This is a genomic window from Blautia sp. CGZ-1-C1 (assembly GCF_056504575.1).
Genome location: NZ_JBWLUT010000116.1, coordinates 56,683 through 71,860, shown reverse-complemented (window position 1 = coordinate 71,860; position 15,178 = coordinate 56,683). Strand labels below are relative to the sequence as shown.

At 43.6% G+C, this 15,178-nt stretch carries 17 protein-coding genes; all 17 read left to right on the top strand.

The window, feature by feature from the left end:
- The first annotated feature begins 8 nt into the window (after nucleotides 1-8).
- The 17 genes from AC058W_RS10850 (at nucleotide 9) to AC058W_RS10770 (ending at nucleotide 15,041) form a co-directional block, all read left to right on the top strand.
- Entirely contained in the window at nucleotides 9-968 is a 960-nt protein-coding gene (locus AC058W_RS10850) for an ABC transporter permease (RefSeq protein WP_117675010.1), read from the top strand.
- Nucleotides 969-1,372: 404 nt separating this feature from the next.
- Entirely contained in the window at nucleotides 1,373-2,089 is a 717-nt protein-coding gene (pduB, locus tag AC058W_RS10845) for a microcompartment protein PduB (protein WP_119242286.1), read from the top strand.
- A gap of 242 nt (nucleotides 2,090-2,331) precedes the next feature.
- Nucleotides 2,332-2,820, top strand: coding sequence for a DUF2798 domain-containing protein (locus tag AC058W_RS10840; protein ID WP_118136177.1), 489 nt, complete (start codon nucleotides 2,332-2,334; stop codon nucleotides 2,818-2,820).
- Nucleotides 2,821-3,268: 448 nt separating this feature from the next.
- Nucleotides 3,269-4,129: a 4Fe-4S binding protein gene (locus AC058W_RS10835; RefSeq protein WP_479390072.1), complete on the top strand. Its 861-nt coding sequence runs from the start codon at nucleotides 3,269-3,271 to the stop codon at nucleotides 4,127-4,129.
- On the top strand, nucleotides 4,122-4,367 hold the full coding sequence (locus AC058W_RS10830) for a sulfurtransferase TusA family protein (protein ID WP_117675001.1): 246 nt from the start codon (nucleotides 4,122-4,124) through the stop codon (nucleotides 4,365-4,367). Before AC058W_RS10835 ends, AC058W_RS10830 begins: the two co-directional genes overlap by 8 nt.
- 91 nt (nucleotides 4,368-4,458) lie before the next feature.
- Complete coding sequence (locus tag AC058W_RS10825; RefSeq protein WP_117674999.1) at nucleotides 4,459-4,776, top strand: thioredoxin family protein; 318 nt, start codon at nucleotides 4,459-4,461, stop codon at nucleotides 4,774-4,776.
- Nucleotides 4,777-4,820: 44 nt separating this feature from the next.
- On the top strand, nucleotides 4,821-5,027 hold the full coding sequence (gene thiS / locus AC058W_RS10820; RefSeq protein WP_117674997.1) for a sulfur carrier protein ThiS: 207 nt from the start codon (nucleotides 4,821-4,823) through the stop codon (nucleotides 5,025-5,027).
- Nucleotides 5,027-5,833, top strand: a complete 807-nt coding sequence (locus AC058W_RS10815; RefSeq protein ID WP_118247514.1) for a HesA/MoeB/ThiF family protein — start codon at nucleotides 5,027-5,029, stop codon at nucleotides 5,831-5,833. Before thiS ends, AC058W_RS10815 begins: the two co-directional genes overlap by 1 nt.
- A 110-nt stretch (nucleotides 5,834-5,943) precedes the next feature.
- Nucleotides 5,944-6,354 (top strand): M67 family metallopeptidase, encoded by a 411-nt coding sequence (locus tag AC058W_RS10810; RefSeq protein WP_117674993.1) that lies wholly within the window; start codon nucleotides 5,944-5,946, stop codon nucleotides 6,352-6,354.
- Between the two features lie 21 nt (nucleotides 6,355-6,375).
- Nucleotides 6,376-7,374: a sulfate ABC transporter substrate-binding protein gene (locus AC058W_RS10805; RefSeq protein ID WP_118247513.1), complete on the top strand. Its 999-nt coding sequence runs from the start codon at nucleotides 6,376-6,378 to the stop codon at nucleotides 7,372-7,374.
- 162 nt (nucleotides 7,375-7,536) lie between these two features.
- Nucleotides 7,537-8,373 carry a sulfate ABC transporter permease subunit CysT gene (gene cysT / locus AC058W_RS10800; protein WP_118411127.1) on the top strand — a complete coding sequence of 279 codons (837 nt, stop codon included), beginning with the start codon at nucleotides 7,537-7,539 and terminating at the stop codon, nucleotides 8,371-8,373.
- Complete coding sequence (cysW, locus tag AC058W_RS10795) at nucleotides 8,373-9,197, top strand: sulfate ABC transporter permease subunit CysW (RefSeq protein WP_118411126.1); 825 nt, start codon at nucleotides 8,373-8,375, stop codon at nucleotides 9,195-9,197. The genes cysT and cysW overlap by 1 nt, the downstream gene beginning before the upstream one ends.
- Before the next feature lies 1 nt (nucleotide 9,198).
- On the top strand, nucleotides 9,199-10,257 hold the full coding sequence (locus tag AC058W_RS10790; protein WP_118136165.1) for a sulfate/molybdate ABC transporter ATP-binding protein: 1,059 nt from the start codon (nucleotides 9,199-9,201) through the stop codon (nucleotides 10,255-10,257).
- A 21-nt stretch (nucleotides 10,258-10,278) separates the two neighbouring features.
- Entirely contained in the window at nucleotides 10,279-12,090 is a 1,812-nt protein-coding gene (locus AC058W_RS10785; protein WP_118411125.1) for an adenylyl-sulfate reductase subunit alpha, read from the top strand.
- The gene (locus AC058W_RS10780) at nucleotides 12,087-12,401 is read left to right on the top strand and encodes a 4Fe-4S dicluster domain-containing protein (protein ID WP_117674980.1); all 315 of its coding nucleotides are present in this window, start codon (nucleotides 12,087-12,089) and stop codon (nucleotides 12,399-12,401) included. The genes AC058W_RS10785 and AC058W_RS10780 overlap by 4 nt, the downstream gene beginning before the upstream one ends.
- 98 nt (nucleotides 12,402-12,499) lie before the next feature.
- The gene (gene cysD, locus AC058W_RS10775) at nucleotides 12,500-13,399 is read left to right on the top strand and encodes a sulfate adenylyltransferase subunit CysD (protein WP_117674978.1); all 900 of its coding nucleotides are present in this window, start codon (nucleotides 12,500-12,502) and stop codon (nucleotides 13,397-13,399) included.
- A gap of 1 nt (nucleotide 13,400) precedes the next feature.
- Nucleotides 13,401-15,041, top strand: coding sequence for a sulfate adenylyltransferase subunit 1 (locus AC058W_RS10770; protein ID WP_117674976.1), 1,641 nt, complete (start codon nucleotides 13,401-13,403; stop codon nucleotides 15,039-15,041).
- The last annotated feature ends 137 nt before the right edge of the window (nucleotides 15,042-15,178 follow it).

Here is a 15,178-nt window from a genome sequence, read left to right as displayed (position 1 = left end):
GTAAAAAAATGAGTACAACAAAAAAATCAACTGAGCAAGTACCATTTCTGGAACGTCCCATTGTGCGTACGATCCTTCCTATTGCAGGATTCGTGATCATCTGTGTATTATTTGCATTCCTCACAGACGGCAGACTGTTTCAGCCGAAAAATATATCACTGCTTCTGAGCCAGTCATACATGCTGCTGATCTCATCTATCGGTGTGTTCATGGTAATGACAATGGGTGGCCTGGATTTCTCCCAGGGCTCCATGCTTGGTGTTGCTTCCATCGTAGTCTGCTACCTTTCCCATTACAACATGGTTCTGGCAGCTCTGGGTGGTGTGGTAACAGGCGGACTGATCGGACTGATCAATGGTTACTTCAATGTTAAGAGAAAAATCACAAGCTTCATTGTTACAATCTGTACCATGTATCTGTTCCGCGGAGTTTGTGCTTATGCAACAACTAACTCACCTGTTTATGCAGTAAGTGATATTTCCAAATACAACACACTGCCATTTATGCTTACTTTCACAGTGCTCATCTTCGTAGTGGCATACCTTGTATTCACTTACACAGGTCTGGGCTCCAGACTGAAGGCAATCGGTGCTGGTGAAACAGCTGCAAGATTCGCAGGTATCCGCGTAGAGACTACAAAGATCCTCGTATTTGTGGCAGCAGGCTGTATCACAGGACTTGCAGCATTCGTAAATGCCATCAAAGTAGGTTCCGTTACATCTACAGCAGGTAACCAGCTGGAAACACAGATCATGATCGCTCTGGTACTTGGCGGAATGCCTGTAAACGGTGGTGCTAAAGTAAGATTCTATAACATCATCCTTGGTGTTATGACATACAAAGTACTTTCCAGTGGTCTGGTAATGCTGATGATGCCGACACAGTTACAGCAGCTCATCCTTGGTATCATCTTCCTGATTGAGGTTGCAATCTTTAGTGACAGGAAGACTGGTATGATTGTTAAATAAAGTTCTTGTTTATGGCTCAGGCTATGGCAGATGGATATTTGCGATATTCAATTGTTACAGATGTATATGGCCCTATGAACCTTAGCCATGTATCTGACATATTCTCATTACTATACTTACATAAAAATCCCGGCTTCTGCAGAGAAAATCTGCGGGAGGCGGGTTTTTTGTCGAAAACTTTTTCTTGTTGAATTTGGGTGTTTGCGTTATAATGAGTCCATAGAGTTCTTCTGTTTCGGAAAGGACAGGGATAGTATTCCAGATGAAGCAGAGGTTTGACATCATATATTTTATAATTTTATTGCTTATCATCTCGGAGCATGATAAGCTAAAAATATAAAAATCTACTTTGGATAAAATCATATATATAAAATGCTATGGGGTAAACATGGAGGGGGTACAAAATGATAGACGTACACAATATCAGTACACACTGTACACGTAGTGAATTTGTGGGCACTGCAGTTCTGGATACGATCGGGCTGGTAATTTCCGGAATCGATGATACGTTGCTTAATGAAATGAACGTGGGAACGAAATATCACTGTCTGGGGCTATTTAGTTCCCGTACCGGAGCAGCAGGACAGATCACTGCCATTGACGATGCGGTAAAAGCGACCAACACAGAGGTCCTTTCTATAGAATTACCGAGAGATACTAAGGGCTGGGGTGGACATGGAAATTATATTGTTCTTGGTGGAACGGATGTCTCTGATGTACGACATGCGGTGTCTATGGCTCTGGAGCTGACCAATAAATATGCAGGAGAACTGTATATCAGTGAGAGTGGTCATTTAGAATTTGCTTACTCAGCCAGTGCAGGACAGGCACTGAATAAAGCGTTCGGAGCGCCAATCGGAGAGGCATTTGGATTCATGGCAGGTTCTCCGGCTGCAATCGGGCTGGTGATGGCAGATACGGCGATGAAGTCGGCTTCTCTTTCCATTGCAAAATATATGACTCCTGATAAAGGCACCAGCCATTCTAATGAGGTGATCCTAGCGGTTTCCGGTGATGCCAGTGCGGCAAAAACAGCGGTACTGAATGCCAGACAGATAGGACTGGAACTGCTGATCGGAATGGGCAGCTACCCGGAAATCCCTGGAGTACCATATTTATAGTATATTTAAACAATATCTCTCCATATTCTTTGTATATAAGTTACAAAAGTGATATAAGAAACAAAAAAATGGATATTGAAAAAAATTCTTGACTTTTCCATCCGGAATCCGTATAATAACCAACGGTAAATTTAAGAGAAAGATATTTGGTTTTATTGGAAACGGTACATCCTCCCTGGATGGTTATGAACAACACAAATTTCTGTTTATGTTATTCATGTACTATTTAAGGAGGATTTTTTATGCCAAAAAACAAGTTTCAGGAAGTAATTTTTACGATCATCATGGTATTTGTGATGGTTTATGCAATGATCTGCTACAATATTGTATTAAATACAGGAACAATGACGAATGAGACATTTCTCTTAGCGTTTCATGAATTAGTATTTATGGGACCGATCGCGTTTATCCTTGATTTCTTTATCATCGGTGCTCTTGCAAAGAAGGTTGCATTTGGTATTGTGGATATGAGAAGAGATAATCCGTTCCACCTTGTACTTGCAATTTCAGCAGTGTCAGTTGCATTTATGTGCCCGTGCATGAGCTTTGCGGCAACTGTACTGATCAAACATGCACCGGTAAGCCAGATCATCCCGACATGGCTTCAGACAACAGCAATGAACTTCCCGATGGCATTCTTCTGGCAGATCTTTTATGCAGGTCCGTTCGTAAGATTCGTATTCGGAAAACTTTTCCCGGAAAAAGAAAAGGCAGCAGCTTCTGCTGAATAAAATATTGAGATTTGACCGCAGCATTCTGTATTTACAGGATGCTGCTTTTTTCATACCGTTTTTGCCAGAGTATTTTTCAAGCACATTTTAGGTTGGGAACAGGCATATGCGTATTGTATTTATTTTGATACACTATTGACAAATAATGTCATTTCGTGTAATATCATAGAAAACATACCAAATAACTATGAAAAGTAGAAAATAGCCATCAAGTTAACCAAATCAAGTAAGTCCCCTGCTTCAATTGTGAAGAGCAATAAGCAGTGGGTGGGGACTTGCTTGTATCAGAAGGGGTACAAGCCCCTTCTGATAAACTGCGGAGCAGTTATTTGGTGTAGAGCCACGTAGCGAAAGCGGATTGCGAATATCCGATTGACTACGGTAAAGTGAACGAGAGAAAGAAAAGTAAACAAAAATCAAGGGAAACTCTGACAGGAGGGAAAGAAAAATGGCAGATTATGCAGCATTAAAAAAAGGCGGATTCATGCGCCAGAAACAGAAAGATAATTTTTCATTAAGAATCCGTGTAGTTGGCGGACATCTGGATGCGAAACAGCTTGCAAAAGTAGCTGAGGTTTCAGAGAAATATGGTGAGGGCTACGTACATCTTACTTCCCGCCAGGGTGTGGAGATCCCATTCATCAAATTAAGCCAGATTGATGAAGTGAAGGAGGCACTGGAAGAGGGAGATGTAGTTCCGGGTGTGTGCGGACCGAGAGTTCGTACCATCACAGCCTGTCAGGGTGCAGCCATCTGTCCAAGCGGATGTATAGATACTTACGCACTGGCACAGGAACTGGATGAGAGATACTTTGGACGTGAGCTTCCTCACAAATTTAAATTTGGTGTTACCGGATGCCAGAACAACTGCTTAAAAGCAGAGGAGAACGATGTAGGAATCAAAGGTGGTATCAAAGTAGCATGGCAGGAAGATAAATGTATCCAGTGTGGTGTCTGCGTGAAAGCTTGTCGTGAAAGTGCCATCACATTAGAAGATGGAAAGATCACAGTAGATTCTTCCAAATGTAACTTCTGTGGAAGATGTACAAAAGCCTGTCCGACAGACGCTTATGACAACACTCACGGATATATCGTTTCTTTCGGAGGAATCTTCGGAAATCACATTAATAAAGGAAAAACAGTGATTCCATTTATCGAAGATCACGAAAAACTTCTCAAGGTGTGTGATGCAGCAATCAGATTCTTCGAGAAGAATGCGAAAGCCGGTGAGAGACTGAAATTTACGATTGACCGCGTAGGCGAGGACGAATTCAATAAAGAAATCCTGGAGGCATATGAAAATGAGTGAGATTAAATTTGATGATACTGTAGATATTACCGATGTTGTCTGCCCGGTAACTTTTGTAAAAGCAAAGGTAGCACTGGAGGAACTGGATGAAGGCCAGATCTTATCCATCCGCATGAATGACGGAGAGCCGGTACAGAATGTACCACGAAGTATCAAAGAGGAAGGACATCAGATCCTGAAACTTGATGATAATGAAGATGGAACCTACACACTTTATGTGAAGAAAGCAGGAGACTGATCCGTGAAAGCGGGAAGCCGGATAAAAAAGACAAGAGACTGAGAATAAGAGGCTGAATAAAAAAGACAGGAACTGACAGGAGTGAACTATCATGGCAGAGAGATTAAACGGAGAGACTTTTAAAGAGAAAGCTTTCCAGCCAGGAAAACTTACACTGATTGATTTCTATTCCGATAGCTGCGTACCATGTAAGAGAATGGTTCCGGTATTTGCAAAGCTGGAAGAGAAATACGGTGATCAGATTTATATAGGAAAAGTAAATGTAGCTTACGAGCAGGAACTTGTAGAAGAATACAAAGTTATGTCGGCGCCGACACTGATTTTCCTGAAAGACGGAGAACAGATCGAGAAGCTGACCGGAGCAAAGAAAGCGGCAGATCTGGAAGAAATCATTGATAAAAATCTTTAAAAAATTACACATATAAAAACATACAGAAATGGAGAACAGAGATTATGGTTATCACAGTAGCAGGAGATAAAAAAGAAGTAAAAGACGCAATCACAGTGGCAGAACTGATCGTACAGGAAGATGTAGAGACTCCTCAGTATGTAACAGTATCTGTAAACGATGACTTTATCGACAAGGCAGAATTTGAAACTTACGCATTAAAAGAAGGCGACAGCGTTGAATTCCTGTACTTCATGGGAGGTGGAAGATAGTGGCATTTACAAATGATCAGCTCGAACGATATTCCAGACATATCATTCTGAAAGAGGTTGGAGCAAAAGGACAGAAAAAACTGCTCAATTCCAGTGTTCTGATCATCGGAGCAGGCGGACTTGGAGCACCGGCAGCTCTTTACCTTGCGGCAGCAGGTGTGGGAACGATTGGAATTGCAGATGCAGATGAGGTAGACCTTTCCAATCTTCAGCGTCAGGTCATCCACGCAACAAAAGATATCGGCAAACCAAAGGTACTTTCCGCAAAAGAATCCATGGAAGCCATCAACCCGGATGTGACAGTTAAAACTTACCAGACTTTCGTAGATTCCGAGACAATCATGGATCTGATCAAAGATTATGACTTTATCATTGATGGAACCGACAATTTTCCGGCAAAATTCCTGATCAATGATGCCTGCGTTATGGCAAAGAAACCATTTTCTCACGCAGGAATCCTTCGTTTCCAGGGACAGCTGATGACATATGTTCCGGGAGAAGGGCCATGTTACAGATGTATATTCAAAGATCCGCCGCCAAAGGATGCCGTACCTACCTGTAAACAGGCCGGCGTTATCGGAGCGATGGGAGGCGTTATCGGAAGCCTTCAGGCGATGGAAGCAATCAAATATCTTCTGGGAGTTGGCGATCTTCTTACAGGATATCTTCTTACATATGATGCACTTACAATGGAATTCCGCAAGATCAAACTTCCGAAACACGTAAAGAACTGCCCGGTATGCGGTGAGCATCCGACAATCACAGAGCTGATCGACTATGAACAGGCAGAATGTGACGGAATCTGATTCGCTTTGGTCGATTCAGATAAGCCTTCTGCTTCGGCTACAAAGAGCAATAAGTAAGCAGCGAAAGCGGATCGTAAATATCGGCTGGAGATAAAGGAGCAAGAAAAATCATGATCACAATGTCAAAGAATGACTACGAAATAATTTTAAAACACGCCAGAGAAAATCTTCCGGAAGAAGCCTGCGGATTGATCGCAGGAACTAAGGATGGAAATGATAAATCTATCAAAAAGGTTTACTGCCTGACAAACATCGATCATTCCAATGAGCACTTTTCGCTGGATCCGAAAGAACAGCTTGCAGCAGTAAAAGATATGCGTGCGAATGGTCTGGTACCTCTTGGAAACTGGCATTCCCATCCGGAAAGCCCGTCCAGACCTTCAGAAGAAGATAAACGACTGGCTTATGACAGCACAGCAAGCTATATGATTCTTTCTCTGATGGACAATGAGAATCCTGTTCTGAATTCTTTCCATATAGAAGGAACGGAATCTGAGAAGGAAGAACTTGTATTACTGTAAAGCAAAGCAGGAGAGAAATAAATGATCAGAAAATTATTTGCATTTGGCCTGGCAGCTGTACTGGCACTGACACCGGTACAGGCTTTTGGAAAAACAGTGTCAATCACCAATGTTTCCTATGACCCTACCAGAGAAATGTTTGAACAGTACAACAAAATATTTGAAGAACACTGGAAGGAGAAAACCGGGGAAGATGTAGAAGTGACACAGTCCCATGGCGGTTCCGGGAAACAGGCATTGGAAGTAGCCAATGGTCTGGATGCAGATGTAGTAACACTGGCACTGGAATACGATATAGAATCCATTGAAAACGCAGGACTGATTGAGACAGGCTGGCAGGATAAGTTTGACAATGAAAGTTCTCCGTATACTTCGACCATCGTATTTCTGGTAAAGAAGGGAAATCCCAAAGGCATCAAAGACTGGGATGACCTGATAAAGGATGGTGTGGGTGTGGTAACTCCGAACCCTAAGACATCCGGAGGTGCGAGATGGAACTACATGGCAGCATGGGCTTACGCAGATAAGAAGTATGACGGAGATGAAACCCGGATGAAGGATTTTATCAGGAAGCTTTATCTGAATGTAGTAGTTCTTGATTCCGGCGCAAGAGGGGCAACCACTTCTTTCGTAGAGAACGGACAGGGCGATGTGCTGGTGGCATGGGAAAATGAAGCATATCTTTCCATGCGTGACTATCCGGATGAGTACGAGATCGTTACTCCGAGTGTGAGTATTCTGGCACAGCCGTCTGTAGCAGTGGTAGATGAAGTAGTGGATTACAGAGGAACGAGAGATGTGGCAACTGAGTATTTAAAATATCTGTATTCCGACGAAGCGCAGGAGATTGAAGCAGAGAACTACTTCCGTCCGACCAATGAAAAGATCCTGAAAGAACACAATGATGTGTTTGACCTGAGCGTAGATCTGGTAAACATCAGCGACTACGGCGGATGGGATGAAGTACAGAAAAAGCACTTCACAGATGGCGGAATCTTTGATGAGATCTATGAGAGATAAAACATCTATATGTAGATTGAGAGCAGCTTTCAGATGGGAATCAAATCAGAATAAACCGCAAAATGTTAAAAGAAATTGGTGCATTTACTTACAAGCATGAAATGAAAGATTGACGAGGATAATGACAGCAGGACATACGAGACAGAGAGGTGGTAATTGATTATGAAAAAAAGAAATAAACCAGTGATTCCAGGATTCGGACTCTCCATGGGAATTACCATTTCCATACTAAGTCTGGTGGTTCTGATCCCACTTGCCAGTCTGGTGATCTACACAGCACAGATGAGCTTTAAAGATTTCATTGAAACCATTACAAGAGCCAGAGTATTGGCTTCCTTTTACACAAGCTTCATATCCGCTTTTGCAGCAGCAGTGATCAATGGAATTATGGGAACTATCCTTGCATGGGTACTTGTAAAGTATGAATTTCCGGGCAAGCGGATCATGGATGGAATGATTGAGCTTCCGTTCGCACTGCCAACCGCAGTTGCAGGTATCGCGCTGACATCCTTAACTTCCGATTCCGGACTCGTCGGAAGCTTTTTTGCCAGATTCGGTATTAAGATCGCATACACAAGGATCGGTATTACAGTAGCCATGATCTTCGTAGGAATTCCGTTTGTTGTACGAAGCGTACAGCCGGTTCTGGAGAAGATGGACAATTCCTACAGCGAAGCAGCCGGAGTGCTGGGAGCAAAGAAATCAATGATTTTCTGGAAAGTCATTTTTCCGGAACTGAAACCGGCGATTTTTGCAGGAACCGGACTTGCTTTTGGCAGATGCCTTGGTGAATATGGAAGTATCGTATTTATCGCAGGAAATAAGCCGTATTACACAGAAATCACACCGCTGATCATTATGTCAGAACTTCAGGAATTTGATTATTCCAGCGCAACGGCGATCGCACTGGTGATGCTGGCGGTTTCATTTTTCATTCTGTTTCTCAATAATGTGATCCAGCAGAGAAACGCGAGAATCTTAAGGGGAGGAAATGCCTGATGGACAACAATGTAAAGACTTCAGAGAAAATCACAAAATGGCTGCTGATCGGTATCAGCGTCCTGTTTCTGGCAGTAATGCTTCTCCTCCCGCTGATCACTGTGATCACAGAGGCTCTGCGAAGCGGCTGGGAAGTTTACCTTGAGGCGGTAACGGATGAGTACACAATTAAAGCACTTCTCCTTACGGTCAAAGCAACACTGATCGCAGTCATCTTTAATACCATTTTTGGTATCTTCGCAGCCTGGGCACTGACTAAGTTTCAGTTCAAGGGCAAAAAACTGCTGACCACATTGATCGATCTTCCGGTTACGATTTCACCGGTCATCGCAGGTCTGATTTTTCTTCTGATTTTCGGACGTCAGAGTCCTGTTTACTTTTTCCTTATTAAATTCGGAATTAAAGTTGTATTCTCTGTACCGGGAATCATCATTGCAACTGTATTTGTAACATTTCCTTTTATTTCCAGAGAACTGATTCCGGTTCTGGAAACAGAAGGAACAGACGAGGAAGAAGCCGCAGCACTGATGGGAGCGAACGGCTGGACGATCTTCTGGAAGATTACTTTTCCTCATATTAAATGGGCGTTGCTTTATGGAGTTGTGCTCTGTACGGCAAGAGCCATGGGAGAGTTCGGCGCAGTATCCGTCCTTTCCGGACATTTAAGAGGAAAGACCAATACCCTTCCTCTCCATGTCGAGATTTTATTTAACGAGTTTCAGTATGTTCCGGCGTTTGCCGTATCTTCATTGCTGGTGATCATGGCAGTTATCATTCTGGTGGTCAGAAGCGTGATCGAATACAAAGGAAAGAAGGAAGCCTGATATGTATGTAGAGTTAAAAAATATAAATAAGACCTATGGTTCCTACCAGGCATCAAAGAATGTAAATTTCGGAATCGAAAAAGGTAAGCTGATCGGCCTGCTGGGACCGAGTGGAAGTGGAAAAACAACCATTCTTCGAATGATCGCAGGTCTGGAAACTCCGGACAGCGGCGAGATCATTATCGATGGAAAAGTAGTCAACGATGTGCCGGCCAGTGAGCGAGGAATCGGATTTGTATTTCAGAATTATGCGCTGTTCCGTTATATGACTGTTTATGATAACGTAGCATTTGGTCTGAAAGTTCAGAAAGTAGATAAAAAAACGATAGACACCCGGGTCAGAGAACTGGTAAAGCTGGTAGGTCTGGAAGGACTGGAGAAAAGGTATCCGAGTCAGCTGTCTGGTGGACAGAGACAGAGGGTAGCATTTGCCAGAGCCCTTGCACCGAATCCACAGGTGCTGCTTCTGGATGAGCCGTTTGCAGCGATTGATGCAAAGATTCGTCAGGAACTGAGAAGCTGGTTGAAAGAAATGATCGAGAAGCTGGGAATTACCAGTATTTTTGTTACACATGATCAGGATGAAGCAATCGAGGTAGCGGATGAGATCATCATTACCAACGCAGGACGGATTGAGCAGAAAGGCACTCCGGTAGAAGTTTACCGAAACCCGGAGACAGCTTTTACCGCATCTTTCTTCGGACAGCCATCTATACTGAAAAATGCAGATGATTTCCACACATTTACTCAGGCGGAGGGTGCAGACAAGATTATTGTCCGTCCGGAATTCGTAAAAGTTTCCAGACTGGATGAAGTAGAAAAGTTCAGATCTTCCGTATCTCAGGGAGTGGTTGAACGAGTTTCCTTCCGGGGAGATAATCTGGAACTTCAGATCAGAGTGAACAATTCGGTGGTAACAGCAAGAAGAAGCCTTGAGAAAGCAGATGTCAGGGAAGGGGAAATCGTTAATGTGTTCCTGTACAGGATTTTTGCACTGAGAGGCGATACGGTACAGCTGATTGAGAATGAAGCTGTAAGAGATGATTCGGTAATTATCTAACACACTTCTGGAGGAAAGGGTATGAGAACAGAGAGAATCAAGACCGACGTACTAATCATCGGCGGCGGAACAGCGGGATGTTTTGCAGCATACGTTATCGGTCAGAAAAGCAACAGGAAAGTTCTGATCGCAGAGAAAGCAAATATTAAACGAAGCGGATGCCTGGCAGCAGGTGTCAACGCCTTAAACGCATATATCACAGAAGGCAGAGTTCCACAGGATTACGTGGATTATGCCAAAAAGGATGCCCATGGAATCGTCAGAGAAGATCTTCTTCTGAGCATGTCGGAGAGACTGAATCACGTGACAAAAGTGATGGAAGATCTGGGTCTGGTCATCCTGAAAGATGAAAATGGCAAATACGTTGCCAGAGGAAATCGAAACATCAAGATCAACGGCGAGAACATGAAGCCAATCCTGGCAAAAGCGGCAGCTGAGCAGGAAAATGTCACAGTTTTAAACCACGTAAACATTACAGACTACAAAACAGAAAACGGAAAGATCACAGGTGCGGTGGGATTTGGCGTAAATGAAGATATTTTCTATGATATCGACGCAGAAGCAGTCCTTTGTGCGACAGGCGGTGCGGCAGGACTTTACAGACCGAACAATCCGGGATTTTCCAGACATAAGATGTGGTATCCGCCATTTAACACAGGTGCAGGATATGCGATGGGATTACTTTCCGGCGCAGAGATGACAACTTTCGAGATGCGTTTCATCGCATTGAGATGTAAAGATACGATCGCTCCGACAGGAACTATCGCGCAGGGCGTAGGAGCCAGACAGGTTAATGCACATGGCGATATTTATGAGACAAAATACGGCCTGACAACTTCTCAGCGTGTTTATGGTACGGTCATGGAGAACAGGGAAGGAAATGGTCCTTGCTATCTCAGAACAGAAGGCATTTCCAAAGAACAGGAACAGGATCTCTATAAAGCATACCTGAATATGGCACCATCTCAGACCTTGAAATGGATGGAAGCCGGCAAGGGTCCTTCGGAAGAAAACGTAGAGATCGAAGGTACAGAGCCATATATCGTAGGCGGACATACAGCCAGCGGTTACTGGGTAGACAATAACAGAGCCACAACAATCGAGGGATTATATGCAGCCGGAGATGTTGCAGGCGGATGCCCGCAGAAATATGTAACCGGTGCACTGGCAGAGGGTGAGATCGCCGCGGAAGCGATTCTGGAATATCTGGGTAATAAAGATGCCGAAACCAGAGGCAAAGGGGCAACTGAAAAACAGCGAGATGCATCTGGGCAGGCAGAAGAGAAAACCGTAACAAAAATAACCAAAGATATAGAAATAGCAGAAGATCAGAAGCTTTCTGAAATAGCAGAAGCAAAGAAAGCAGAGTATGAATCTCACTTAAATTCGCCCCGTTCCCTGATGAATGCAGAACAGCTTGAAGAAGCAATGCAGAAGATCATGGATCAGTATGCAGGCGGAATCGGAACCGATTACAGATACAGTGAGACAAGCCTTGCGAAAGCAGATGAAAAGATCGCAGCACTGCTTCCTGTTGTAGATACACTGGCAGCGACAGATACTTATGAGCTGATGCAGATCTATGAACTTCGTGAGCGACTGATCGTATGCCGCGCAGTTATCGCACATCTGGCAGCAAGAAAGGAAACCAGATGGCACAGCTTCGGAGAGAATACAGATTATCCGGATCAGAGTGAAGACTGGATAAAATATGTAAACTCCCGTATGGAAAATGGTGAGATCAAAATTTTATATAGAGATCTGGTAACAAAAGAGAACGCTGATAAGCAGGAAACAGCAAATACAGCAGAGAAAGGAGCAGGTGAAAGATGAGCATTCGGATTCAGAAAAGCAAATGCGTAGGATGTGGCAAATGCATCGAAGCCTGTCCCGGAAATCTGATTAAAAAGGACAAAGAAGGAAAAGCCTTTATCCGTCAGGTAAGAGACTGCTGGGGATGTACTTCCTGTATCAAAGAATGCAGCCGCGACGCCATCCGCTTCTTCCTTGGAGCTGATGTGGGCGGCAGAGGCGCAAGCATGATCGTGTCAGAAAAGCCGGACATTTCCACATGGACAGTGGAGAAGCCGGACGGTACAAAGATTACGATTCAGGTTAATAAGAAGGATGCCAATAAATATTGACAGGAATTAACTTTGAAAGAAAATTTTCCAAGAATATGGCAGAAAAATATCTGCCAGATTTTTCAAAATATATTTAATAAACAGAGGAGGATAATGCAATGAGTAACTTATCTCATCTTGATGAGCTTGAGGCAGAAGCAATTTATATTATGCGAGAAGTAGCAGCCGAGTGTGAAAAGCCGGTTATGCTTTATTCTATAGGAAAGGACAGCTCCGTTATGCTCCATCTGGCGCTGAAAGCATTTTACCCGGAGAAACCACCTTTCCCGTTCCTGCACATTGATACAACATGGAAATTCCGCGAAATGATCGAATTTCGTGACAGAGTCGCAAAAGAAAACGGAATCGATATGCTGGTATACACCAATGAAGAAGGTGTGAAAGCAGGAATCAACCCGTTCGATCATGGTTCTGCATACACAGATGTCATGAAAACACAGGCATTAAAACAGGCCCTGACAAAATATGGTTTCACAGCAGCATTTGGCGGTGGCCGTCGTGATGAAGAAAAATCCAGAGCGAAAGAAAGAATTTTCTCTTTCCGTAATTCTGCTCAGGCATGGGATCCGAAGAACCAGAGACCGGAAATGTGGAAACTCTACAACACCAAGATCCAGAAAGGTGAAAGCATGCGAGTATTCCCGATTTCCAACTGGACAGAGAAGGATATCTGGCAGTATATTCAGCGTGAAAATATCGAAATCGTACCATTATATTTTGCAAAAGAAAGACCGGTCATCTACAGAGATGGAAACATTATCATGGTAGATGATGACAGATTAAAACTTCGCCCGGGTGAAAAGATCGAGCACAAAAAAGTCAGATTCCGTACTCTTGGGTGTTATCCGCTGACAGGTGGTATCGAATCTGAGGCAGATACACTGGACGAGATTATTGATGAGACATTAAGTGCTGTTTCCTCTGAACGTACCAGCCGTGTGATCGACCACGAGGCAGCAGGCAGCATGGAGAGAAGAAAGAGAGAGGGGTATTTCTAGGATGAAAGGATTATTGAAATTTATTACATGCGGAAGTGTGGATGATGGAAAATCCACTCTGATCGGACATATTCTTTATGATGCAAAGCTTCTCTATGCAGACCAGGAAAAAGCTCTGGAGCTGGATTCCAAGGTAGGAAGCAGAGGCGGCGCCATTGACTATTCACTTCTTCTGGATGGCCTGATGGCAGAACGTGAGCAGGGTATCACAATCGACGTTGCATACAGATATTTTACAACAGATAACAGAAGCTTCATCGTTGCGGACACACCGGGACATGAAGAATATACCAGAAACATGGCAGTTGGTGCTTCTTTTGCAGATCTGGCAGTTATCCTTGTGGATGCTTCCCAGGGAGTTCTGGTTCAGACAAGACGCCATGCAAGAATCTGCGCACTGATGGGAATCCGTTACTTTGTATTCGCAGTAAACAAAATGGATCTTATCGGTTATGATGAGAAGCGTTTCCGCGAGATCGAGAATCAGATCGCAGCACTGGTAGAGGAACTAAAACTTGCCAATGTAACCATTATTCCGGTATCTGCCACAGAAGGTGACAATGTCACAACAAAATCTGACAATATGCCATGGTATAAAGGAGAAGCACTCCTTACACATCTGGAAACTGTAGACATCAAAGAAGACACAGAAAAAGGTTTCTACATGCCGGTACAGAGAGTCTGCCGGCCAAACCATGAATTCCGTGGATTCCAGGGACAGATCGAGAATGGCTCTATTAAAGTCGGTGACCTTGTAACTACACTTCCGAGCAAGGAAGAAGCTCATGTAAAGAGTATTCTGGTTGGAAACAAAGAAGCTGAAGAAGCAGTACAGGGACAGCCTGTCACCATCCAGCTTGACAGAGAAGTGGACGTTTCCCGAGGATGCGTGCTCACAATCGATTCCGGTGCAGTCCTGACAGACTCTGTGGAAGCAGATATCCTCTGGATGGACGACAATGCCCTGACAGACGGCAAGAATTTCTTTGTAAAGATTGGCACAAAGATGATTCCAGGTCTGGTTACAAAGATTAATTATTCCGTAGACGTAAACACAGGCGAAAAGAAAAACGCCTATACTTTAAATAAAAATGAGATTGCCTCCTGTACTCTGGAGTTCTCAGAGAAGATCGTGGTAGACGAATTTGACAAGCACAGAACACTTGGAGAGCTGATTCTGATCGACCGTGTCACAAACATGACATCTGCCTGCGGTGTTGTGAGAAAAACTCTCGTTTCCCAGGATAAATCCCAGATTGGTAAAGTAGACGAGCAGGTTCGTGCCGGACTTAAGGGTCAGACCCCGGTTGTCGTAGAATTCCCAATCGGCAAAGAAGGAATCACACTTGAATTTGCAGAGCAGGTAGAAAAAGGGCTGACTGTACTTGGAAGACATACCTATCTGTATCACCCGGCAGCAAGTGAAAACTATGCAGAAACTGTTCGTCACCTCAAAGCAGCCGGACTGATCGTACTTCTTGTCCTTGATGAAAACACAGCAAAAGACGAGACACTTAAAGGACTGGATGGATTCTATACAAACTGGCAGCTGGATGGACTTACTGTGAAAGACGCAGTAGACTTCGTAAAGAAGAAATCTGTATTTGCAGTACAGAATGCACAGGATGGAAACTATATCTGATCGAATCAGAAAAATGTAAAGACAGCGTATGGAAAACGGTCTGTGTAAGTATGTGAGTAAACTATTGCAGAATAAATTCCGAAAAATAATATAAACCGTCACAGATAACGAACATTTCTGTTACTGTTCACACGTCA